We start from the raw sequence: 23,760 nt of genomic DNA, 5'->3' as shown, positions 1-23,760 counted from the left end.
GACGCCCTAAACATCTTAATCAAAACCAATTAACGGGGATTGTGCCGAATGCCTTTTATCAGTGCTTCCCTGTCCGCATCCCGATACAATGGCAACCAGGCATTCCAGCATGTTCCCGTTCGCGGCCATCGTCGGACAGGACCAGATGAAAAGGGCCCTCCTCCTGAACGTAATCGACCCCGGCATCGGCGGGGTCCTCATCAAGGGGGAGAAAGGGACCGCCAAATCCACCACGGTCCGCGCTCTCGAGCAGGTCCTCCCGCCGCGGACGGTCATAAAGGGATGCCCGTTCGGATGCGACCCCGCCCGCCCCGAGAGGTACTGCCCCTACTGCGCCGAGAAGTACGGCCCGGGGAAGGAGGCCCCCGAGACCGTTCAGGTCCCCATGACCGTGCAGGAGCTCCCCCTGTCGGCGACGGAGGACAGGATCGCAGGCACGCTGGACCTCGAGTCTGTCCTGCAGACCGGGAAGAAGAAGTTCGAGCCCGGTATCCTCGCGAGCGCCAACGGCAACATACTCTACGTCGACGAGATCAACCTGCTCGAAGACTACATCGTAGACATGCTCCTGGACTCCGCGGCCATGGGCGTGAACTATGTGGAGAGGGAGGGCGTGTCCTTCACCCACCCCGCCAGGTTCGTCCTGGTTGGGTCCATGAACCCCGAGGAAGGGGACCTGAGGCCCCAGCTGCTGGACAGGTTCGGCATGTCGGTCGATGTCGTCGGCGAGAAGGACATGGGCGAGCGCGCCGACGTCGTCTCCAGAAGGCTGGAGTTCGACAGCGATCCTGCCGGGTTCACCGCCAGGTACGCCGACGAGACCAAGCGCATAGCCGAGAGCATCGCGAACGCCAGGAAGCTGCTCGGAAGCGTGAAGACGGACAGGAAGCTCATCGAGGCCGCGGCCTACCTCTCCATCTACTTCAAGATGGAAGGGCACAGGGCTGACATCACCATGATCCGCTCCGCCAGGGCCAATGCGGCCTTCGAGGGCAGGACCGAGGTCACCAAGGACGACCTCGAGGCGGTCGCCCCCCTGGTCCTGAGCCACAGGCTGAAGAAGAAGCCGTTCGACAGAACCCCCGACTACGACATCAGCGACGTGCACAAATGTCTCCAGGACCTCTGAAGTACCCGTTCTCGGCCGTCAGCGGCGAAACCGCCGCCAAACGCGCCCTGATGTGCCTCCTGGCGGACGACAGCCTGTGCGGGGTCCTCATCAAAGGGCCTTCCGGCACCGCCAAGAGCGTGCTCGTGCGTTCCCTCTCCGGCATATCCGGCCGGGACATCGTCAATCTCCCGGCGGGCGCCGGCGATGAGGACATATTCGGCGGGATGGACCTCGAGAAGGCCATAGGGGACGGCAGGACCGACCTCAAGGAGGGCATCCTCGGCCGCGCCGACGGGAACATCCTCTGCATCGACAACATAAACCTCCTTGACACCCGCACGGCGGACGCCGTGATGGGCGCCGTCGAATCCGGGCGCGTCGAGGTAGAGAGGGAAGGCGTCTCCGCCGAGTATCCCCTGAGGACCTCAGTAGTGGCGACCATGAACCCTGCGGAGAAGGACCTCCCCGATTCGGTCGCCGACCGCTTCGAGATCTGCATCTCGACCCTCGCGGACAGCGATGCGCAGACGAGGGCGGACATCATCGAGAGCGACCTCGCCTTCCGCAAGGACCCGGAGGGCTTCGCTTCCCGCTTCTCCGAAGATGACAGGAGAACGGCCGAGAGGATTGCGAGGGCCAGGGAACTGATCCCCGGCATAAAGATCACCCGCCGCGACATATACGACATCGTCACCGTCTGCAAGAAGATGAACGCCGTCGGGCACCGCGGCGACATAGCCTGCGCCAGGGTCGCGAGGGACCTCGCCGCCCTCGACGGCAGGGACAGGATAACCGCCGACGACATCCGCGACGCCTCGGTCATGTGCCTCCTCCACAGAAGGAACCCCAAGCTCCCGGCCGTCGGGAAGAGGGAACTGGGCCTCGGCGGAGATGACAGCGATGACGCCGCCCCCGATGCCGACGATGACGAGCAGGAGATCTCCGCGGAGGAGATCGCCGAGGTCGCCAGGATGGAGAAGTCGGGAGAGCTCGACACCGACAGCGAGGAGATCCTGAAGGAGGCCGAGGAAGAGGCGATCAAGGCCGACGGGGACGGCTCGAAACCGGAGAAGGAATCATCGGATGAGGAAGAGGACGATGACGGCCCGATCCCCGATGTGGACGTCATGACCCTGCTCCTCGACGATGTGCAGAACAACCTCGCGGAGATCGACCGCATCGAGACCATCAGCCTCAGGAACGTCGTCGGGCAGATACCGAGGGGCGCCGAGAGCGGGGACCGCAACGGCCGCGCCCACGGGTTCCGCATCCCCGAGGGGAAGACCTCGGACCCGGCCATCGTGCCGACCATCCGCGCCGCGGCGCCCCATCAGAAGACCAGGAAGCCCAACGGCCTCAGCGTGGTCATAGAGAACCGCGATATCCGCGAGAACATCCGCATAAGGCAGAGCGTCTGCTCGTTCATGTTCGCCGTGGATGTCAGCGGCTCCCTGGACAACACCGGGATGCTCGAGGAGGCGATGAAAGCCGTCCGCGCCATGCTGGAGGACGGATACGTCCGCCGCGACCGGGTCGCCCTGCTCACCTTCGGGCAGCACCTCGTCAACCTCGCGGTGCCGTTCACCCGCAACGTGGAGGCCATCTTCGACGCCCTCTCCAAGACCGTCACCGGAGGATCGACGCCTCTGGGACAGGCGATGATGACCCTCGACAAGTACATGCGCAATTACACGCGCAAGAACCCGGAGCAGAAATGCTACGTCATAATGATCACCGACGGGTCCCCCGACATACCTGCCCTCAAGGGAGAGCCGTGGGCCGAGCTGAAGAAGATAGTCGCGACCATCAAGGTCCCGAACACCGAGTGGGTCATCATAGACAACGGCCCGAGGCACCGCAGGATAAACTACGCCCAGAAGCTCGCGGACATGCTGAAGGGCCGGTACATCTACATAGACGACCTGACCGGGCGCTTCGAGGAAGAGGAGTGAGCGGGAAGCCCCGCTCTGAATCCACAGAAACACAACACTCGGAAAACAGTTTAGATCGGCCGGGGCTTCCGCCCCGGCCTTCTCCTTTCACTGCTTGTCGGAAAGGTTCGAAACCATCACGCGGCGGCCGTTGACGGTGTGCCCGAAGAGCTCGTCGACGACCTCCTGGGACCTCCACCTGACGACCTGAACCCTGGACTTGCTGTTGTAGACGTGGATATTCCCGACGTCCTCGCGGCGGATCCCGGCGGTCTTCAGGACGAAGGCGAGGAGCTTGTCCTGGTCTATGCCGTCGTCGGAGCCCACGGATATCTCCAGCCTGTCGAAGGACATGTCCTTCTCGGGCGGGGCGGCGCGGTCGATCTTGACGTACTTGTGGAGCACCTTGGGGTGCGCGGGGACGCCCTGCGGCCTCGGAATCTGGGGCTTGCCGTTCTGAGGCCTCTGCTGGGCCTGCTGGCGTCCGTCCTGGGGCTTCCCGGCCCTGCCTTTGGCCCCTTTCTGCCTGCCGGCGGGCGCGGAGGATGCCTCCTCCGACCTGGACTTCCTGCCGCGGTCGAGCTGGCCCTTCAGGGTGCGCCCGGTCGCCTTCATCTCCGGGTCGCCGGATTCCTGGGCGGCCTTGATGGCGGCCTCGGCAGCCGCTTTCAGCGCCGAGACCCTGCGCTTCTCGGCCTTGGCCTTCTTCTTGGGGGTCCTGCTGTCATCCTTGGGCGCCTCAGGCGCCTCGTAGTAGAGCTTGGAGGTCGGCTTTATCTCGACGATCCTCCTGCCGATGGCCTTCTCGATCTTGGCCAGCATCTCCTCGTCGTCGCTGTTGACGAAGGTGATGGCGCGTCCGTTCCTGCCGGCGCGTCCCGTCCTGCCGATGCGGTGGATATAGGTCTCCACCTCGGCGGGGATATCGAAGTTCACCACCAGGTCGACGTCCGGGACATCGAAGCCCCTGGCCGCCACATCGGAGGCGATGAGCACCCTGAGGTCCCCGTCCTCGAACGCCCTGAGGGTCTTCTCCCTCTTGTTCTGCGGCATGTCGCCGTGGATGGCGCCGACGACGTAATCGTCGCGCTTGAGCTTCCTGGAGAGGTAGTCCACCTTGCGCTTGGTGCGGCAGAACACCATGATCTTGCTGCCTTCGTCGATCAGGCGGGCCAGCTCCTCGCGCTTGGAATCGCGGGTCGTCCTGATGAAGTACTGCGCGGTGAGGTCCACGGTAGGCTCGTCCGGGGAGATCTCGATCTCCCTGTGGTTTATCATATGCTTGACGGCGAGCTTCTTGACCTCCTCGTTCATGGTCGCCGAGAACATCAGGGTCTGCCTATCCTTGGGCACCTTGGAGAGGATCATGTTCACGCTGGGGGCGAACCCCATGTCGAGCATGCGGTCGGCCTCGTCGAGCACGACGATGCGCACCGAATTGAGGGACACGGTCTTCCTCTCCAGGAGGTCCTTGAGCCTCCCGGGGGTGGCGATGACCACATCGGCCCCTTTGCTCAGTTCCTTGACCTGGTTCTCGATGTTGACCCCGCCGTAGACGGGGATGCACCTGTGTCCGCTGAACTTCGACAGAGCGTTCAGCTGATCGGATACCTGCGTCGCAAGCTCCCTTGTAGGCACGAGAACCAGGGCCGACGGGTCTTTCCCGTTCGGCTCGGTTTTGCTCAGGATGGCGGCGCCGTATGCCCCGGTCTTGCCGGTTCCCGTCTGGGCGAGGGCCAGAATGTCATCGCCTTTCATCTCGGCGGGGATCGCGGCAGACTGCACAGGGGTGGGGACCTCCCATCCTACGGACCTGACGGCTCTCAGAACTGCGTCCGAGATGCCTAGGTCCTCAAACTTGCCTTCTGTCATTTCATTCACTTTCGCTGGAAGATAGAAAATAAAGAAACCCGGGAAGCCCCGGGCTAAGTTAGTTCCTGTTTAGGTTTATCGAAAACCCATTTATATTCTTTGTCGGGGGACGGCATAGGCCGTCCCTGCGGACCATGCAGTTCAGGCCGTCGGCTTGCCGCCGTCGAGGTGCAGGACCTTCTGAGGGCAGGCGCGCTCGCAGCGGCGGCACGCCGTGCCTCCGCAGCGGGCGGAGTCCACGCGGAAGCTGCACCCGGAGGGGCCCTTCACGATGGTGAGGGCCTTCTCGGGGCATTCCTTCATGCACTTCCTGCAGTAGATGCAGCCGTCGATGCGGGCGGTCAGGAAGGTACCGGACTCGATGACCTTCACCGGGCACTTGTCGGTGTCCGGGAGATCGGTCATGCATTTCCTCTCGACCGATACGTTCTCGGAGGGCTTGCCCAGGGGAGGCAGGTTGTAAATCCCGAGCATCTCGTCGTACATGGACATCGGCATGCCGGTGCACCAGACGGAGTACTCGATGGAGTAGATCTGCTTGAAGGTCTCCGAGGTCGCGAACATGCAGTGGGTGGCCTTGAGCTTCTGGGCGAACTGCTTCAGGAACTCCATGTCGATGGTCCCCATGGCGATCCTGCGGGCCATCTCGATGGAGGTGTTGCCGAACTGGATCAGATGGGTCGCGCCCGGGACGACCATGCCGAGCCCGAGGGCCTTGACCGCATCGACATAGAGGCCGGAGGCGCCCGACATGTACGCGGTCTTGACGTCGCCGGTCCACATGCCGGCCTCGTGCAGGAGGGTCAGGAACCCTGCGCGCATGGCGCCGATGGCCTTCCCGGCCTCATCGACATCGTGCGATGTGATGTTGATGCCGTTCATCAGGTGGAGCTTCCCGTCGGGGGTGTTGATGTTGGGGCATGTGGGGATGATCCCGGATTTGATGCCGTCGTAGAGGGCGGCGACGGTGCCGGTCCCGGTGATGCCGATGGCCTCCTCCTCGCCCTTCCTCACGGTGCGCCCGTCCATCGGGTCTACGGTGTCCCCTTCCCTGTCGATCATGGAGCTGTCGAGGACGGTGCACTTCCACCCGTCCTCAACGATGTCCACGTCGGAGATGGCGCCGGGGGCGGCGAGCATCCCGCGCTCGATCTCCTGGCCCTCCATGGCGGGGCCGGCGGCCGCGGACCCGGTGATGATCCTGCCGTCGCCGCAGATGAGCGCCATCTCGGCGTTGGTCCCGTAGTCCACGACCAGGGTGGGCTCCTTGGCGTCGGCGACGCCGGTGATCAGCAGCATGGCGATGGCATCCGCCCCGATCTCGTGCCTGACCGCCGGCGGTATGATGACGACGGTGTCCTCGGCGACGCCCTTGATGCCCATGCTCCTGGCATTGATGACCGCGCCGTCCCTCTTCGGGGGCACGACGCCGAGGTCCTTGAGCATGTTCTGCCCGGCGTAGGCCAGGTCCCTGATCTCGATGTTCTGGAACAGGGACATCTGGAAGGTGTTCCCGCAGACGCCTATCCTCTTCACCTTGGACAGGTCGATGCCCAGGGACGCGAAGAGCTGGTTCGCGCAGTCCACCAGCAGGCGGTTGGCCACATCCTCGCCCGATTTGATGGCGAAGTTGACGTGGTCGATGACGTTCATCCCGGGGATGGGGTGCCTCTGCGTGATGGCGGTCCCCACGGTCTCCCCGGTCCCGAGGTCGATGGCCTGCGCGCGCAGGCCGCTCGTTCCTATATCCAATGCGATTCCGTATTCTGTCAAATCGATTCACTCCTGCAGGAAACAGTCCTTGCCCAGCGAGAAAGAGATGGCCTGGGCCACCATCGGCGCGGTGCCGATCGCCAGCGGGTCGTGGATGAACTCCGCTTTGGCGAGCGTCTCCTCGTCGTAAACGTGGGGGATGCCCGGCGTCGAGACTATGGCACCCTCCTTGATCTGGTCCCCCGGTATGGGCGTGGGGGACGCATTGAGTATGAGGTCGGCCTTCCTCGTCGATGCGTCGATGTCCGTGGCCACTATGGTGCCCGGATTGGCGTACGCCACCGCGGACGCCCGGTCGGGGAGGATGTCGGCCACGGTGACCCTGGCGCCCAGCTTCCTGAGCATGGCCACCATGTTGCCTCCGACCCTTCCGGCCCCGCGGACCAGCACATCTTTTCCTTTCAGGCCTCCCGCGGCGCCGCAGAGTGCCTCCACGTACCCGGCCGCCGTGCAGTACGAGTTGTTGGCGTACTTCCCGGCGGCGACGCTGTATGCCATGTATTGCTCGTCATCGGCCATCAGGATGATGTCCGCGCCGAGGTCGAGGGCATCGCCGAAGCCCCAGACGTCGGTGTGCTCCGTGACGGTGCACTCGATGCCCATGGCGGAGACGATGTCGGCGACGCTCCGGGAGAACTTGCTGATGATGCCGAGCCCGGAGGTGATGGGCACCGCCGCCGCCCGGTATTCGGAGACGTCGACCTTCGAGGGGTCCACGCCGACCGCCCTGAACCCCAGCGTCCTGAGGTCCATCCCGGTGTCGCGGATCAGCATCTTGTCGATGTCGCTCAGCTCTCCGGACAGGCCGGAGATCATCTTCGGGGTCAGCCTGGTCATCAGACCACCTCCGGGGAGCCGTCGATGAACTCCTCGATGCCGCACTCGTCCATGATGCGGGCGATGGCATCCTTCCTCTTCCAGAAGACGTCCTCCCTGTCCTTCCCGGACGTGATCATGGTTGCGTGCCAGCGGGACTTCCCGGGGGCGTAATCGGTGATCATCTCGTCGGAGCCGAACAGCCCCTTCTCGATGCGCGGATGGTCCACGTGGGAGAACGCCTTCTCCCCGGTGGTGTACATGCGCGCCCCGTCGATGTAGAAATGCTCGTACGAGGATGCTCCGGGTCTCCTCACCGGGTCGGAGCCCTTGCCGGAAAGGGCCAGGTAGAGCTCCTTCAGGAGGTTGATGCCGGTCCCGGCCAGTATGCATGCCGGGGTCTGGCTGGGTATCCTCGCATCGATCTCGAGCACCTTGAACCCCGCATCGCCGCCGATGGCCTCCATGTCCATCAGGCCGCAGAGATGCATGTCCTCGGCGGTCATCCTGATGCATTCCCCGAACCGTTTGTCGGCCTCCGGGCCGAGGATCCCCGGCTCGCAGATGACCTGCTTGCAGTCGTAGCCGCTGTCGAGGACCACCTGGGTGGTGATGTAGGCCCTGGCCTTCTCCCCGTCCCCTATGGCCTCGACGGACAGGCTCTTCCCGTGGACGAACTCCTGGATGACCGGCTCGTCGTGCAGCGCGGACACCTTCTCCAGCGCCGCCTTCATCTGCTCGTCGTTCTCGACCTCGGAGACGCCGACGGACCCGCTCTGGGACGACGGCTTGACGATCACGGGGTAGCCGCATTCCGGCCACGGTTTGGGCATGGGGACCCCGAACTTCCCCATGATCTCATTGGACCTCAGCTTGGAGGACGAGATCCGGTAGGCGTCCATATCGAAAAGGTACGGGCCCGAGAATCCTTTCTTTATCTTCTCAAGGCTCTCGAGGGCGTCCATCTCCTCGAGCGCCGGTATGACGGCATCGCAGTCCCCGAGCGCCTTCGCGGCCTTCTCCGGGTCCTTGGCCACATCTACCGTGACCGAGCCGTCCGCGATGGAACGGGCGGGAGCATCCTCCCGCCTGTCCAGGACCAAAGTCTCATATCCGGCCTTCTGCGCGAGATAGGCCGCCTCGATGCCCTGAAGCGCGCCTCCGATAATACCTAGTTTCAGTCTACTGCCCCCTGGAATCCATGGCCTTGTGCCTCGGCACCCGTATGAACCGCATCTCAGATGAACGGGATTGCGCACATGTTCGGTCAGTCCATCTTGGCGCCGTTCAGGTAGGTCGTGCTGGCCCCGCCCTTCATGACGGTGCTGTACCCCTGCCTTATGGTGAGCAGGCGCTCGAGGCCGAAGCCGGCACCCGCCCACGGCTCATGGACATCGTGGGCGGCATCGAGGTAATGCGGCCCGACGGCGGCCGAGCAGACCTCCTGGCCGCCGATCTCGACATCGATGGTCTCCTTGTAGACGTCGGACTCCTCGTGGACGAGCTGGTAGTCGGGAAGGCCGGCGGCCTTCATGACGATCGCTATGTACTTCTTGAGGGACTCCGTCGCGTCGCCTGCCGGGCCCATGTCGACGAGGTTCAGCATCGTGAACTCCTCCAGGTGCATGCCGCTGTGGGACTCCTTCCTGAAGCAAGATCCCATCTCGAAGATCTTGACAGGCCCGTCCGTATGGTCGCGGAGGGACCTCATGACGGTGTACAGGCTGGGAGCGAGCATGGGCCTGAGGGCCCTCTTGTCATCTATCCAGAAAACCTGCTTGAACAGGGGCTTGTCAGGGGTGATCGTCATCTTGGCGAGCGCGTCCTTGGAGATGATGATAGGGGTGCGGACCTCGATGAACCCGTCGGCGACGAGGGCGTCGGCGATGTCGTTCATGAGCTGGCTCAGGCCCTGCCTGGCGGGATGGGCGATCATGCCCTTCAGCGCGGACTCGTTGTCCCTGGAGGCGTCGGACATGAGCTTGGTGAACGCTTTCTCCCTGGCGGAAACGTCCGCGAACTCCATGTCCTTGTAAGTGCCGTTCCCGTACTCCCTCAGCCGCTGGATCTGCGCATCGGTAAAATGTTCCGCCATCTGGAATTACCCCGAAATATCAAATGAAAGTGGCGAGAGACCGGGGTGTCGATCCCCGCTGGCTAGGTTTTAGAGACCCGCTGATCGCCGGATCGTCCCCCACGCAGGAGTGTAATCCAATCCAACGAGTATAAAGATTTCCCAGATGGCATCCATCGGTATGCGGGCATGCGTCCCGGCAGGGCGGGATCATAGACCCGCTGTTCGAGCCCGCGTCCCCCACAGGGCTTCCCGGACGGCGAATGCGCGTAGCTGTTCTCGTAGAGGGAGACAATGTTGTCGATCACCCTGTTGGCGCGCTCTATGTCCATGCCTGCCGAGGCGATGGCCGACTCGCCCATCAGGGGCCTCCATGCCCGTCCCGCGGTCCTTGACCACGCCTTTCGACGCGGCGACGCCATCTGATATGGACGGGGCCGTCGAGATGGATGTCCGTGCCCAGGATGGTGAACGACGCGAGGGTCGAGGCGACATCGCAGATGGCGGTCTCCTCTATCCCGCCGCAGTACCCTCCGAACATGGGACTTCTCTTTCATGCGGAGCGCATTCGTAGGAACGGTGACGTAGTCCACTGGTCCTCCCTGGTCTTCTTCCCCTCTGAGAAGCGGGTGAAGGCCTCGAACACGTCGAGAGGTCTCGATGCAGCCATTGTATATGCAACTCTGTTCTGTTGGAAAAGGATGCCTACGGATAAGGCATGGTAAGGTACGGGCCGCTGGCGCGGCCCGCGGGAGAAATAAATAGCAGGAGGCCGGAGCCCCCTGTGTTTAGCAGCTTCCCGATCAGTGCTTGATGGGGAGTCCGGCGTCGCGGAGGTGCTGCATCGCCTGGTCGTAGACCTGGAGGTACTCCTCGGTGGGCTTGACGGTCTTGACGTCGTAGCACTCCTGGAACCTCTTTCCGGCGGGAGCATCGTTGTAGTGCTGCTCGTACTCGGAGACGAGGGTGTTCATGATCTCGTTGAGGTCGGACACCTTCATTCCGGCGGCGGTCAGGGCGGCCTCGCCCATGGCGCGGGCCTCCATTCCGGTGGTCTTGTCCTGGACGACACCCTTGGCGGCGGCGGATCCGGAGAGGAGCTCCCTTCCGGAGCCGGTATCGTTGATCGCCTGGACGGCGGTCTCGATGAGGCACATCTCGGTGCAGGGGCCCGCCATCGGGTAGTACTGGTTGGCCAGCAGCAGGTCGGTGTTGTTGTCGATGGCCGCGGCGGCGTGCGCAGCGACCTGCAGGGACTGCCTGTTGGTGGTGGTTCCCCACCTGATGTGGATAGGTCCGTCGAGGTGGAAGTTGCCGTTGAACAGGGCGAAGGACGCGAGGGTGGTGGCGACGTCGCAGATCGCGGTCTCCTCGAGGCCGCCGCAGTATCCGCCGAAGATCGGCATCTGCTCGATCATGATGGTGTCGCCGTTGACGGTCCATCCGGCCAGCATGTTCAGGCCGGTCATGTCCATCTTGAGCTCGTTCAGCTGGGAGCACTCGTGCGCGTCGGTGACGCGGTGTCCTGCGTGGACCATGTCCGCTGCGAGCCTGGCGGCCTCGGTCAGCGGAGTCTCGGGTCCCTAGACACCCAGTCCGGGACGGCCGGCCCTCTCCCTCGCTTCCCTGGTGGCGCGGAGCTCCGCCATGGTGGCGCGGATCTCGTAGGGAGTTCCGGACTTGGCGGGGTGCCCCTCGAGGGTCGTCATGACACCGTCGACGAGGTCGTCGACGACGCCTTCCTGGGCGTAGGACTGCATGACCTGCACGAACACGTCCTCGGAGATGGGGGATCCGGTAGGTCCTCCCTGGATGATGGGCTTCACGGGGCTGTTGCCGTGCCTCGGGTAGAAGCGGGCGATGTCCCTGCCCTCACCGAGAATGAGCTTGGTCGGGGTCTTCTTGATCCCCTCCCAGACCTCCTCCTCGGTCACATGCATGACCTTTCCCATGTCCTTGAGGTAGAACCCGGTGTTGACGAGCATCTCAAGTCCAGCCTGGAAGAGGGCGTTCTTGACCTCATTGTCCTCGGGGATGAAGGTGTTGCCGAAGTCGAGCTTGTACTTGTTCTTCAGCTCGGTCGCGTTGGTGGGGATGATGCTGTAGTCCCACTCGGACTCGTCGACCTTCTTACCCTTCTTGAACCTGTCGTAGGTGTCGCAGACAGAAAGCGCTCTGGTTGCTGCCATTTTAATCACTCCATGAGCTTCTTGACGAGCTCGACGATCTCGGAGCTGGTCTCGGAGTATCCGTCGGCGCCGATCTCATCGCACCACTCCTTGGAGCAGGGAGCTCCTCCGAAGATGCACTTGTACTTCTTGCCGTCCTCGTTGTTGGCGTTGACGATATCCCTCTGGGACTCGAGGGTGGTGGTCATCAGGGCAGAGCCTCCGATGATCTTGGCGTCGTTCTCCTCGGCAGCGTCGAGGAAGGTCTGCGGGTCGGCGTCGGGTCCGACATCGATGACCTTGTACCCTGCTCCGCGGAGCATCGCGCAGCAGACGTTCTTCCCGATCTCATGGATGTCTCCCTCGACGGTTCCCATGACAACGGTTCCCTTCGTCGCGGTAGCTCCGCCGGTCATAAGGGGCTCGAGCATCTTGATGGCCATTTCCATGGTCTTGGATGCAGCGACGACCTGTGGCAGGAAGATCTCCGCGTCGTTGAACCTCTGTCCGATGGTCTCCATTCCCTTTCCGAGGCCCTTGTCCATGATCTCGGAAACGGGCATCTTCGCGTCGATAGCTTTCTGGGTAGCTTCCTTGCAGAGCGCGAAGTTCCAGGTCTCGACGGACTTCTTAAGATCCGCCAGAATCTCTTCATTTGCCATATTACCACTCCAGACGCCGAAAGACTGCCGCATGACTTCCGTGCATGCTTCAGGTCTTCTTTTGTCTGATTCAATAGATGGAAGTTATCTATTTAAGTATTTTCTGGCGAATTAAATTTTTTTAGATTATTATATTTAAACATTTCTATTTTAAAGTTCATTCGTCAAGATTTTTCGGATTAATTAGTCATTTATTCACTAATTCAGAAAATAGTGGATTGATATCTAATTTCAATCAAAATGCATAGAAATTATGGATTCGATTGGAAACGAAAAATGTGCCGTTCCGGATGCCGGAACGGGCAGGATCCATCCCATAGCCCCAGTTTTAAACAAACATTTAAATATAGAAAGAAAAGGAGACCTGCCCAGCCCGTCCGAAAGGATATCGCTGGCCCCTGACCGGACATCGGACGGCACGAACAAGCGGCACCGGCGGCCGTCCGCAGCGCATGATAGAATGCCCCGGAGGCAATGCTCTGCAGGCATGTACATATACAATAGAAAAAAGGAGCAAAAGGTTTCAGGATGTTTGGAGGGGGCCGGAAGGCCCCCTGTTCATGCCCTTTCAGAGCTGCTTGTACATCCAGCGCGCGATGATGACGCCGAATGCGCAGAGGGCAATGATGAACACGGTGCTGATGATCTCGCCGGCAGGTATGCCGTCGGCGAAGTGGCCCGCGTATGCATCCCAGTTACTCATAGTGTCTCACCTTCGTCTTGAGCTCGTCGATGGTGGTGATCCCGAGATCGGTGATGGCGTACTTCACGAGGAGGTGGTCCTTGTTCAGCTTGCCCTCGGTGTCGATCTCGTAGCCTTCTTCCCTGAGGAATCCGGCCGAGGTCATCTCGATCAGGTCGTAGTTCACCATGTGCTTGTCGTGCTCGGACTTCATGCCGTACTCTTCGCACAGCTTGTCGACGACCTCGTAGCTCCACTGCGGGCCCCCGTTCTCGAGGATCTGCATCAGGCGGAACTTTCGTCAAGATTTTTCGGATTAATTAGTCATTTATTCACTAATTCAGAAAATAGTGGATTGATATCTAATTTCAATCAAAATGCATAGAAATTATGGATTCGATTGGAAACGAAAAATGTGCCGTTCCGGATGCCGGAACGGGCAGGATCCATCCCATAGCCCCAGTTTTAAACAAACATTTAAATATAGAAAGAAAAGGAGACCTGCCCAGCCCGTCCGAAAGGATATCGCTGGCCCCTGACCGGACATCGGACGGCACGAACAAGCGGCACCGGCGGCCGTCCGCAGCGCATGATAGAATGCCCCGGAGGCAATGCTCTGCAGGCATGTACATATACAATAGAAAAAAGGAGCAAAAGGTTTCAGGATGTTTGGAGGGGGCCGGAAGGCCCCCTGTTCATGCCCTTTCAGAGCTGCTTGTACATCCAGCGCGCGATGATGACGCCGAATGCGCAGAGGGCAATGATGAACACGGTGCTGATGATCTCGCCGGCAGGTATGCCGTCGGCGAAGTGGCCCGCGTATGCATCCCAGTTACTCATAGTGTCTCACCTTCGTCTTGAGCTCGTCGATGGTGGTGATCCCGAGATCGGTGATGGCGTACTTCACGAGGAGGTGGTCCTTGTTCAGCTTGCCCTCGGTGTCGATCTCGTAGCCTTCTTCCCTGAGGAATCCGGCCGAGGTCATCTCGATCAGGTCGTAGTTCACCATGTGCTTGTCGTGCTCGGACTTCATGCCGTACTCTTCGCACAGCTTGTCGACGACCTCGTAGCTCCACTGCGGGCCCCCGTTCTCGAGGATCTGCATCAGGCGGAACTTGATCGGCGCCTTCCTGATGATCTTGCCGTGGTCGTCCATAGGCTCGACGGTGTTCGCAGCGTGCCCGTTCTCATCGGCAGGCTCGTTCTCGGCCCTGAGGCTGACGAGCCCTTCGCTGTCTTCGGTGGCGATGAGGAAGCTCCCGATGAGGCAGATGATCAGCCCGGCGATGGTCGAGCCGACGATGAGCGCCATAGAATCGTCATCGTATCCGAGTGCGTCCTCGGGTCCGAAGAAGATGATCAGGAAGATGACCGCGCAGGCGGCGTACAGGCTTCCGACGGCCTGCCCTCTGGCCACTCCCAGGAACGGGAACGACTTGTACCACGTGACGTAGCACCATGCAAAGGAAAGACCCAGCATGAGCACGACGACGAAGTCCGCGGGGTCGCCGAAGACATCTCCGATGGAGTAGAACAGGTTGTAGCCGCATCCGGTGAAGATGAGCATGACGATGATCCAGAAGAGCGCCTCGAAGCAGAACCTGAGGTGAAGCCCGACATCGGGCTCGCAGATATCGAGCGCCTTTCCGGCGACGACACCTTCGAATCCCCATCCGACTGCCGCCATGATACCTCCGATCGCTCCGAGCGTGGGGTTGGAGCTGTCGGTGTTCCCGGCGATGAGGGTTCCGGAGTAGAGAGTGATACCGCCCGCCAGCAGCACGATGATAGCCAGGTATCCCCTCTTGGAGACCTTCTGCTTCAGGTACAGGACGGACATAGTGGTCCCGATTATAGGATACAGCAGGCCGGCGATGGCCGCGAAACCGGGGCTGAGGAAAGTTGCAGCGATATAAGTTCCCGAGACAGCACAGGCGCCGCAGATCCCCGCGAGGAGGAAGTACTTGCTGGCCGCCTTAAACTCCACAAGGGTCCTGTGGAACTCGGGGAGCTTTCCCAGGGCGCCGTTCCAGATGAACAGCACCAGAGCGCAGGCGATGGCGTTGAGGCCGGTGAGGAACACGCATACCATGAGCGTGTTCGCATCCGTGCTGAGGCTGGGATGGTTCTCTGTGAGATTAGCTGAAAGACTGTTGAGAAGGTCGGGAAGGTCGTATACGGCGTACCCGGGGACATACCACACTCCCCAGTACAGCGCGCAAAGGATTCCCATGATGAGACCGAAACGGATCTTCTTCTTGTGATCCGCCTTCACGAGGGTCTCGATATCGACAGGCGTTTCGTTCGGCCTGTAATCGGCCGGATTAGCCTGAGGCTTGATGTTCTCTGCCATATTACCACACACCGCGGCTTTCAAGCCGGCGCCGCGAGCCTAAGGGGTTTGGCACCCCCCGCCGTGAAGCGGAGGGCGCGGGAAATGATCAGCCCTTCACGGCCTTGACCATCTTGGCAACGCAGTCCTGGGCGTTCTCGGAGTAGACATCCGCTCCGATCTCGTCGGCCCAGTCCTGGGTGACAGGGGCCCCGCCGACGTTGGTGAGGCACTTGCCCTTGAGTCCCTGCTTCTTCATGATCTCCTCGAAGGCCTTCTGGTTGACCATGGTGGAGGTCATGAGGGCGGAGGTCCCGACGGCGACGGCGTTGTTGTCGGCGACGGCCTGGGCGATCTGCTTCAGGGGGATGTCCCTGCCGAGGTTGATGACATCGAACCCGGCGACCTTCAGCATGATGGCGACGATGTCCTTCCCGATCGAGTGGATGTCTCCCTCGATGGTGCAGATGACGAACTTGCCGAGGGACTCGGTCTTGTCCGACTTGTCGCCGAGGTGGGGGGTCAGCAGGTCGACTCCCGCGTTCATGGCGTTAGCGGCGGCCATGATGTGGGGGAGGAAGAGCTTCTTCTGCTCGTAGAGGTCTCCGACCTTGTTGATGCCGACGGTGTATCCGTTCTGGATCAGGTCGACGAGGTCCGCTCCCTGGTCGAGGGCGTCCTGGGCGACTTTCTTGGACTCGTTGATGTTGTAGGTCATCACAGCTTTGATGGCCCTGTCGTTAAGTTCCTGACTCATTTCTATTTCTCCTCTAGATGAACCCTCCGGGCGGGCCCGGAGGTAAAAGGTTTCGGGGTTCCCCCCTTACTGTTTACTGGCTCTCCTCCTGGGCAGCCCTCTTCAGGTATGCCTGGTCGGCCTTCTTCGCGATCTCCTCCATCTTGGCGAGCACATCGGCCTCGATGGGCTTGACCTCGTGGTTCTTCAGGACATCGACGACGATGTCGTGGGCGGCATCGGCGGCGTCCTTGTAACCAGCGTTCCTCCAGTCTCCGAGCATGAGCCTGTTGAAGACCAGGGGGTCGGAAGCGAGCTCGATGTTCTCCATGGTGGAGGGGTGGGCGATGAAGTCGTTCCCGACTCCGATCTCCTTGATGGCGTCGACGGCGAGGGTCTCGTCGGTGACGGGGACACCCTCCATGAACCTCCTCTCCATGCGGATGATATCGTTGTCGATGACCATCTGCTCGAGGGAGAAGGTCATTCCGAGCTCCAGCATTCCGCTGCCGTAGATCATGTTGACACCGGCGAGGGCGGCTGCGAGGGAGGTGATGGTCTTCTCGTGTCCGGCCTGTCCGTCGGGCACCTTGGCGTCGGTCTACATACCGGCGGTGAAGACGGGCATTCCGTAGTACTGGCCGAGCTTCGCGACGGACGCGGAGATCAGGCCGAGCTCGGGGGATCCGACAGGAGCGGTTCCCCTCTTGAGGTCGAAGGTGGTGGTCGAGGATCCGTACCAGACCTTCGCGCCGGGGCAGGCGAGCTGGGAGAGCACGATACCGGACAGGACCTCAGCGTTGTGGGTGACGAGGGTTCCGGCCAGGAAGACGGAGGAGGATCCTCCGGCCATGGCCATGGACAGGACGTTCACCGGGATGCCGTACCTGGCTCCCTTGATGATGCACTGGGACGCGTTGTAGGACAGCTCCAGCGGGGAGGTCGGGCAGACCAGCATGGACATGATGGGCTTCGCGCGGGCCTGGGCCTCGTCGCCGTGGTAGTAGGCGAGGACCATGTCGCGGTAGAACTCGACGTTGCCGGCGACGGGGTCGATGTGGTGGAAGTGCATGGTGGTGTTCTTCAGGGAGGTCAGGAGCTCGTGGACATCCTCGGCACCCTTTCCGGCCCAGTTCCTTGCGGAAACAGGCAGGGAGAAGTAGGAGAGGCCGTCGCACCAGTCGCAGAGCCTCGCGATGTTGGCGAGGTCCTCCTCGTTGGAGTCCCTGGTCTCGTATTTGCCGTGTCCCTTGTAGTCGCAGACCTGGATACCGGTTCCGAAGCAGGTGTAGTGCACCTTGCCTTTCCACTCCTGGGAGAAGGTCCTGCTCTCGTCCCTGCCGTAGCAGTAGAACTTCTTGGGGACGGTGGCGAGGGCCATGTCGAGGACGTGGCCGGGGATCTTGACCATGTGGGTCGCCTCGTCGACGGGGCAGCCGGCCTTCTTGAAGATCTGGCGGCCTTCCTCGTCGGACACCTGGACGCCGTAGGTCTCCAGGACATCCCTGGTGGCCATGTCGATCCTGCGGATCTCGTCGTCGGTGAAAAGCTCGAATTTGATTCCGTTCAGCTGAGTCTGAGCGGGGTACTCGGGTACAATAACTCCCATTGTTTTCTTCCTCCTTCTTAAGCGTTAATGATTAGGTTTAGTTCTTGAGGCTCTGCCTGAACTTCTCGCAGCTGTTGATCTTGATTCCGAGCAGCTTCTCGATGTTCATCTTGGCCGCGATTCCCCTGGGCGCGCCGGGCACTCCGGTGACGACTCCGATTCCGAGGTCCTCCCTGAGCTCCCTCATGACGTGCTCGTCGGCGATCTCGAGGGTCGAGACACCGAGCTTCTTGGCGACGTACTCCTTGGCAGCGCCGACCTTCATGTTCTTCGCGTACTCCATGCGGGCGACGAGGTCTCCCGCGGTGCGGATTCCGCCCATTCCGGAGGCGATCATGTGGGCCATGTCCATTCCGACAGGGTCCCCGACTCCGATCTAGACACCGTCGCAGTGCGCGATCTCGACCATGGCCTTGCTGGCCCTGGAGACAGCGTCGATCGGCGGGGTCTCGAACATGGGTATTCCTCCGACGCCCATTCCGAGGTCGCAGTGCACAGGTATGTTGGCCTGCTTGACGCACTCCTTCACGAAGGTGACGGCGCGGGCCATGTTCCAGGCGAGCGATTTGCTGGTGTTGGTGTTGCAGACGGCACCGAAGACGTTGGCTCCGGCCTCCTCGCACATCTTGACCTGCTGGTGGGGGAACATTCCGGCCACGGTCTTCCCGTGGAACTCGATGCCGCCGTGGATTCCCATGACGGACTCTCCGGCCATTCCGGTGTTGATGTATGCCAGGGGGTTGGCCTTCCTGAGGGCCTCGACGCCCTTGAGGCCGCCGACGAAGTCTGCATCTCCCGCGGATGCCATGGTGTCGAAGTCGAAACCGTCGGCACCGGCGGAGAGGATCTTGTTCCCGACGTACTCGATGTCGCGGGCCATGTGCTCGGAAGCGAGCTCGGACTGCTGCATGGACTCGTCGATCTTGAACTCCCTCATCAGGTCGGCGGGGTTCCCGTAGGGTCCGTCAGGGGCGTAGTAGAGTCCCATGTTGGGCATCGCGCCGTAGAAGTAAGGCGCGACGATCTCCTGCTGGATCTCCTCCATGGTCTGCATCTCCATAGCGATGACAGGCTTCACGGGTTTGATCGAGTAGTCAGAGTGCGCGAGCTCGAAGGTGTCGGCGCCGAGCGCCCTCTCGTGGAGGAGAGCGGCCTCGAGCCTGCCCATGTCGACTCCGTTTCCGGAGTTCCCGTTGTCGCCGGTGAAGTCAAGCTGTCCGATATCGTAGGTCAGGACGACCTCGTTCCCGGGCTCGACGGATACGACCCTGTTCTTGTCCATGATGATGTCGGCGATCCTCGCCATGTCATCATCGGTCAGTGCGGGGATGGACCCCATGTCCGCGGCGTCCGCGGTACCGGCCTGGATGTCGGCCATGATCTGCTCTTTGGTCATGGTGACTCTCTTGCCGTCTCCCATTCTGGTGTAATATTCCTGTGCTGCCATAGGTACCACTTGGTTGAGAGTATGATTAGAGGTTTTGATTCGATCCTGCGGTCCCTTCAAAGGTCCTTGACCTTCGAGACAGTCTCGGAGGCGGACTCTCCGTAGATGTCCGCGCCGATCTTGTCGCAGTAGGACTGGGTGATGGGGGCTCCGCCGACCATGACGACGGTCTTGTCGCGGAGGCCTGCGTCCTTGAGCATGCCGATGACGTCCTTCATGACGGTCATGGTGGTGGTCATGAGGGCGGACATCCCGCAGTAGCCGGCTCCGGCGGCGACCTCGTCGACGAACTTCTGCTTCGGGACGTCGCGGCCGAGGTCGTGCACCTCGAACCCTGCGCACTGGAGCATGGTGGAGCAGATCGACTTGCCGATGTCGTGGACATCTCCCTCGACGGTCCCCATGACGGCGACGCCTTTCTTCTTGGTCTCGGCGCCTCCCTGGGCGGCGAGGTCCTTGTTGAGGGTCTCCATGGCCTTGGTCATTCCGGCCGCGGCGGACAGGACGTGCGGGAGGAAGAGCTTCCCCCTCTCGAAGAGGACTCCGACGTCGGTCATCCCGTCACCCATGGCGTTGATGATGTCGTTGGCGTTCATCCCGGCGGCGCGGGCCTTCTCGACCGCGTCAAGGATCCCGGGAACCTTGTATGCGACCATTGCGTCATGCAGGGCTTTTTTCTCGTTTTCAAAATCTGCCATTTTCTCTCCTCTAGTCGGTTGAGATTCAACCGTTGGGCTAAGCACTCACTTGGATGTATTTAACCTTGAGTGAGCATTCGTATAAATGTTTTTATATTAGTTTTATCGGATAATCCCATTCGATAATTAGTAATGTATATATACTGTTGGATGGATTATATAACCTTCATTAAATGCAGTATAATTTCCCTCTTTTGTTATGCCGTTTATCCCCGCAGATTGCCTCCTTCAGATTAATTGCTGATTAATAATATCTTAGATATTTGTATTGTGGTTTTACTAAACAATGTACATTTGTTGGGCATTTTAAGCAGTCATGCTCCAGTGTACAAATAAAATCAATTTAGGGGGCCGATTCCGATCCTTTTCGGCCGCCGTCCAAAAGCATCCATACGGAACTCGCATTATTGGATGAATGATATAACCATCGAACAGGAACCGCCCGGAAGCGGTTCCTCTCTTAGTCTCTCTCCTATAATATATAATAGGCAAAGAAAAAGGAATCGGCGCCCGGAGGCGCCGGAAGATGTTTCGGTCAGTCGGATGCTTCGGCTTCGGCCGTCCCGCCCAATCTTCTGGTCTGAACAATCCACCATAGAGGCAGGTAGCAGATGAGGATTATGCCTGCGATGATCGCGGGCGTGATGCTGTCCCCCAGGTTGTAGCTCCAGTACACGAGGCAGGGGAACCACAGGACGAACTGCACGAACACCATGGCGGCGATCGGATAGATCCAGCACTTGGGCGCGGAGTACGGCCTCGGAAGGTCCCTGAACTCGGGGTCCCGCCTGGACTTGACGAACGCCGCGAGGGCGATGCCGTTGGCGAGGCAGTACCCGATGGCCGAGGCCGATAGGATGGTCGAACTGGTATCTCCGGACTTGGCCACGCAGCCGCTGTATCCGACGATGAACACCAGCAGCATGTTGAAGACACAGACGAAGAGCATGGCGTTGGCCGGCATGCCCCTGCCGTTGACCTTCCCGAACCACTCGGGCAGGTTCCCCTCGCCCGCCATCGAGTACAGCGTCCTGGAGGAACCGAGGAACCCGGTCTGGATGACGAGCACCATAGCGATGATCAGGAGGAACAGGGCAACGTACTTCCCGGTGTCCCCGAAGACGGCCTCGGAGAGAGGCGCCAGGATGGCATTGGTCATGAGCGCCGCATCGTCCGGGTCGCTCTGATCGAACGATCCGTAGACGCCTACAGACACGAAGAAGTACATGAAGAGGCAGATCATCCCGCAGCTGAAGAGCGCCTTGGGGACGTCCTTGCCGGGATTCTCGTATTCGGGGCCGTAGATGGCCGCGGTCTCCCATGCGCAGGCGCTCCACTGGGCCAGCCCGAAGCATCCGAACAGGAGGACGATGTCCTCGAAGTCCCAGCTCCAGTCGGGCGATGTGATGTTGTCGGTGATGTTCGCGAACTCGAACTCCCCCGAGATGAAGGCACCGGCAACGATGATTATTATAGGTATAACAGACACGATAGCCAGGATCATCCCGAGCCTGGCTCCCCCCTCGAGGCCCCTTACCCCGAGAACATACATCACAGCGACGATGATCAGCCCAACGGCCATGTAAAGGCCGAGGTAGGTCCATCCCTCGATGTCCCACTCGAACATCTGGACGAGATAGTCCCCGATCATCATGGTGAATATCGCCACCACGGGGCACCATGCGAACCAGTAGCACCAGGCGCTGAAGGCGCCTATGAACTTCCTCATGTCATGGGGATTGTTCGGGTCTTTGGGCTTGAAAACCGTCTGCGCGCACCCGGGAAGCCCGGTGGCCTTCGGGAACACCGTGACCATCTCCCCGTACGCCATGTTCTGCAGGAAGCCCTGCAGGACCGAGATCGTCCAAACGAAGATGCACAGTCCCCATACGATGTTGCTGACATCCGCCAGGGAAGGCAGGATCAGGATGGGAACGCCCATCGCGATGAACAGACCCTGCTTCCAGCTCACGGAACGCTTCAATCCGCCTTCGGCTTGTTCTTCTGCCATTATTACCACACACACTTGACGCACCGTTCCCGGAGGAACGGAACGGTCTGCCGGACCGTTTATGCGGCCTTCTTTCTGGGAGGGCCGCCGCCGTGTAAGAAAACCTTTTTACACTCTATTTAAGACTTTAATGCCATCAGCCGTAATGTTTATATTTGATGGATTTTCGATTATAAATAAAAAGAAAAGCATTAATAATGATGGATAAAGAAGCGTCTCACGCCAGGAACACCTGAGGGGGACCGGGTCCGTCTGTCCTTCTACAAATATCCCGTCGGTACGATTATGTAAAATATCCGCTGGGCATCACCAGTATCCATGGCTAGCAAAAAAGAAGAGAAGAGCGCCGGCCAGAAACTGGAAGAAGAGCTTCTCATGAAGCCCAAGATCGTCGGAGAGGCCGACAACGGCCTCCTCCGCGAGGCTATGGACTACGCCGAGGAGTACAAGCAGTTTCTGCATTACAAGACCGAGCGCGAGATACTCGACTACACGCTGCCGCTCGCCCAGAAGGCAGGCTACAAGGAGTTCAAGATCGGCACCAAGTACGATGCCGGCGACAAGGTCTACTTCAACAACCGCGGGAAGAACCTCATCCTGATGACCTTCGGGAAAAGGCCTGTGTCCGAGGGCGTCAGGATCAGCGTCGCCCACGTGGACAGCCCCAGGCTCGACTTCAAGCCCAACCCCCTTTTCGAATCCACCGACATGGCATACTTCAAGACCCACTACTACGGAGGGATCAAGAAGTACCAGTGGACCGTCATCCCCCTGTCGCTGCACGGCGTCGTCACCCTGGCAGACGGCAAGACCATCAAAGTGCGCGTCGGAGAGGAGCCCGGCGACCCGAGGTTCTGCATCACCGACCTCCTGCCCCACCTCGCGAGGGACCAGGTGTCCAAGCCCGGCAACAAGATCATCGACGCCGAGCAGCTGAACGTCCTGATCGGCTCCTGGCCGTTCAAGGACGACAAGGTGTCCCAGAAGGTCAAGCTGAACATCATGGAGATCCTGCACGAGAAGTACGGGTTCAAGGAGGAGGACTTCCTGTCCGCCGAGCTCTGCGCCATACCTGCGTACGAGCCCATGGACATCGGGTTCGACAGGTCCATGGTCGGGGCCTACGGGCAGGACGACAAGGTCTGCGCCTTCGCCCAGTTCAAGGCCGAGATGGACACCAAGAAGCCTGAGTTCACCACCATGATGGTCTTCGCCGACAAAGAGGAGACCGGCTCCGACGGCCCCACCGGCATGAGGTCCGTCTTCTGGAAGGATTTCCTGGAGGATGTCGCTTCCGCATGGGGATTCCCCATCCGCCATGTCCTGAGGAAATCCATGTGCCTGTCCTGCGATGTCAACGCCGCGGTGGACCCCGCATGGCCCGAGGCCTTCGAGCCTCAGAACTGCTCCTTCCTCGGAAGGGGGCCTGTCGTGTCCAAGTACACCGGCGCCGGCGGGAAATACTCGACCAACGACGCCTCGGCGGAGGTCATGGGCTACCTCAGGGGCATCCTCAAGGAGGCCGACGTGCCCTGGCAGGTCGGCGAGCTCGGCAAGACCGATGTCGGCGGCGGAGGTACCATCGCCGTGGACATATCGATCCACAACCTCGACACCGTGGACATGGGAGTCCCCGTCCTGTCGATGCACGCTCCCCTGGAGGTCACATCGAAAGCCGATGACTACCTCCTCTACAAGGCGATCTACGCTTACTACAACTACAAGAAGCCGAAGACCGTCTGAAGGGACCGATAAACTTCTGAAGGGGGCCGTGCCCCCTTTCCATAATTCTTCTTTTTAATAGTGATAAAGAATAGGAAGAGAGGCGGCGGAAGCCC

16 protein-coding genes and 3 pseudogenes are annotated in these 23,760 nt (G+C 60.6%); 3 read left to right on the top strand and 16 right to left on the bottom strand.

Annotation, left to right across the window (positions count from 1 at the left end; genetic code table 11):
- The first annotated feature begins 88 nt into the window (after window positions 1-88).
- On the top strand, window positions 89-1,129 hold the full coding sequence (locus O8W32_08430; GenBank protein WII09184.1) for an ATP-binding protein: 1,041 nt from the start codon (window positions 89-91) through the stop codon (window positions 1,127-1,129).
- Window positions 1,111-3,063 (top strand): VWA domain-containing protein, encoded by a 1,953-nt coding sequence (locus tag O8W32_08425; GenBank protein WII09183.1) that lies wholly within the window; start codon window positions 1,111-1,113, stop codon window positions 3,061-3,063. The genes O8W32_08430 and O8W32_08425 overlap by 19 nt, the downstream gene beginning before the upstream one ends.
- Window positions 3,064-3,150: 87 nt before the next feature.
- On the opposite strand, the gene O8W32_08420 is transcribed toward O8W32_08425, so the two are convergent.
- The 16 genes and pseudogenes from O8W32_08420 to O8W32_08345 all read right to left on the bottom strand — a co-directional run bounded on the left by O8W32_08420 (window position 3,151) and on the right by O8W32_08345 (window position 21,922).
- On the bottom strand, window positions 3,151-4,914 hold the full coding sequence (locus O8W32_08420; protein WII09182.1) for a DEAD/DEAH box helicase: 1,764 nt from the start codon (window positions 4,912-4,914) through the stop codon (window positions 3,151-3,153).
- A 141-nt stretch (window positions 4,915-5,055) separates the two neighbouring features.
- Entirely contained in the window at window positions 5,056-6,687 is a 1,632-nt protein-coding gene (locus O8W32_08415) for a methylamine methyltransferase corrinoid protein reductive activase (GenBank protein WII09181.1), read from the bottom strand.
- Window positions 6,688-6,693: 6 nt separating this feature from the next.
- Window positions 6,694-7,524 (bottom strand): 3-methylornithyl-N6-L-lysine dehydrogenase PylD, encoded by an 831-nt coding sequence (gene pylD, locus O8W32_08410; protein ID WII09180.1) that lies wholly within the window; start codon window positions 7,522-7,524, stop codon window positions 6,694-6,696.
- The gene (gene pylC, locus O8W32_08405) at window positions 7,524-8,648 is read right to left on the bottom strand and encodes a 3-methylornithine--L-lysine ligase PylC (GenBank protein ID WII10053.1); all 1,125 of its coding nucleotides are present in this window, start codon (window positions 8,646-8,648) and stop codon (window positions 7,524-7,526) included. Before pylC ends, pylD begins: the two co-directional genes overlap by 1 nt.
- A gap of 122 nt (window positions 8,649-8,770) precedes the next feature.
- Entirely contained in the window at window positions 8,771-9,598 is an 828-nt protein-coding gene (gene pylSc, locus O8W32_08400) for a pyrrolysine--tRNA(Pyl) ligase large subunit (GenBank protein ID WII09179.1), read from the bottom strand.
- Between the two features lie 782 nt (window positions 9,599-10,380).
- A pseudogene (locus O8W32_08395) lies at window positions 10,381-11,766 on the bottom strand (monomethylamine:corrinoid methyltransferase).
- 5 nt (window positions 11,767-11,771) lie between these two features.
- Complete coding sequence (locus tag O8W32_08390; GenBank protein WII09178.1) at window positions 11,772-12,407, bottom strand: cobalamin-dependent protein; 636 nt, start codon at window positions 12,405-12,407, stop codon at window positions 11,772-11,774.
- Window positions 12,408-12,975: 568 nt separating this feature from the next.
- Window positions 12,976-13,110 (bottom strand): hypothetical protein, encoded by a 135-nt coding sequence (locus O8W32_08385; GenBank protein WII09177.1) that lies wholly within the window; start codon window positions 13,108-13,110, stop codon window positions 12,976-12,978.
- Window positions 13,103-13,375, bottom strand: a complete 273-nt coding sequence (locus O8W32_08380) for a hypothetical protein (protein ID WII09176.1) — start codon at window positions 13,373-13,375, stop codon at window positions 13,103-13,105. The genes O8W32_08385 and O8W32_08380 overlap by 8 nt, the downstream gene beginning before the upstream one ends.
- A gap of 419 nt (window positions 13,376-13,794) precedes the next feature.
- A complete protein-coding gene (locus tag O8W32_08375; GenBank protein WII09175.1) occupies window positions 13,795-13,929 on the bottom strand; it encodes a hypothetical protein in 135 nt (44 codons plus the stop codon).
- Window positions 13,922-15,442, bottom strand: a complete 1,521-nt coding sequence (locus tag O8W32_08370) for a DMT family transporter (protein ID WII09174.1) — start codon at window positions 15,440-15,442, stop codon at window positions 13,922-13,924. Before O8W32_08370 ends, O8W32_08375 begins: the two co-directional genes overlap by 8 nt.
- Window positions 15,443-15,530: 88 nt before the next feature.
- The gene (locus O8W32_08365; protein WII09173.1) at window positions 15,531-16,178 is read right to left on the bottom strand and encodes a methyltransferase cognate corrinoid protein; all 648 of its coding nucleotides are present in this window, start codon (window positions 16,176-16,178) and stop codon (window positions 15,531-15,533) included.
- A 73-nt stretch (window positions 16,179-16,251) separates the two neighbouring features.
- Window positions 16,252-17,673: pseudogene (gene mttB, locus O8W32_08360) on the bottom strand ([trimethylamine--corrinoid protein] Co-methyltransferase).
- A gap of 130 nt (window positions 17,674-17,803) precedes the next feature.
- Window positions 17,804-19,162, bottom strand: a pseudogene (gene mtbB, locus O8W32_08355) ([dimethylamine--corrinoid protein] Co-methyltransferase).
- A 107-nt stretch (window positions 19,163-19,269) separates the two neighbouring features.
- Window positions 19,270-19,911 (bottom strand): B12-binding domain-containing protein, encoded by a 642-nt coding sequence (locus O8W32_08350; GenBank protein WII09172.1) that lies wholly within the window; start codon window positions 19,909-19,911, stop codon window positions 19,270-19,272.
- Between the two features lie 535 nt (window positions 19,912-20,446).
- On the bottom strand, window positions 20,447-21,922 hold the full coding sequence (locus O8W32_08345) for an APC family permease (GenBank protein WII09171.1): 1,476 nt from the start codon (window positions 21,920-21,922) through the stop codon (window positions 20,447-20,449).
- Between the two features lie 318 nt (window positions 21,923-22,240).
- Between O8W32_08345 and O8W32_08340 the strand changes: the two genes are divergently transcribed.
- Window positions 22,241-23,665, top strand: coding sequence for an aminopeptidase (locus tag O8W32_08340; protein ID WII09170.1), 1,425 nt, complete (start codon window positions 22,241-22,243; stop codon window positions 23,663-23,665).
- Window positions 23,666-23,760 lie beyond the last annotated feature (95 nt).

The organism is Methanomassiliicoccales archaeon LGM-DZ1, assembly GCA_030168595.1.
Lineage (GTDB): Archaea > Thermoplasmatota > Thermoplasmata > Methanomassiliicoccales > Methanomethylophilaceae > Methanomethylophilus.
This window is presented reverse-complemented; position numbering and strand designations above follow the sequence as displayed.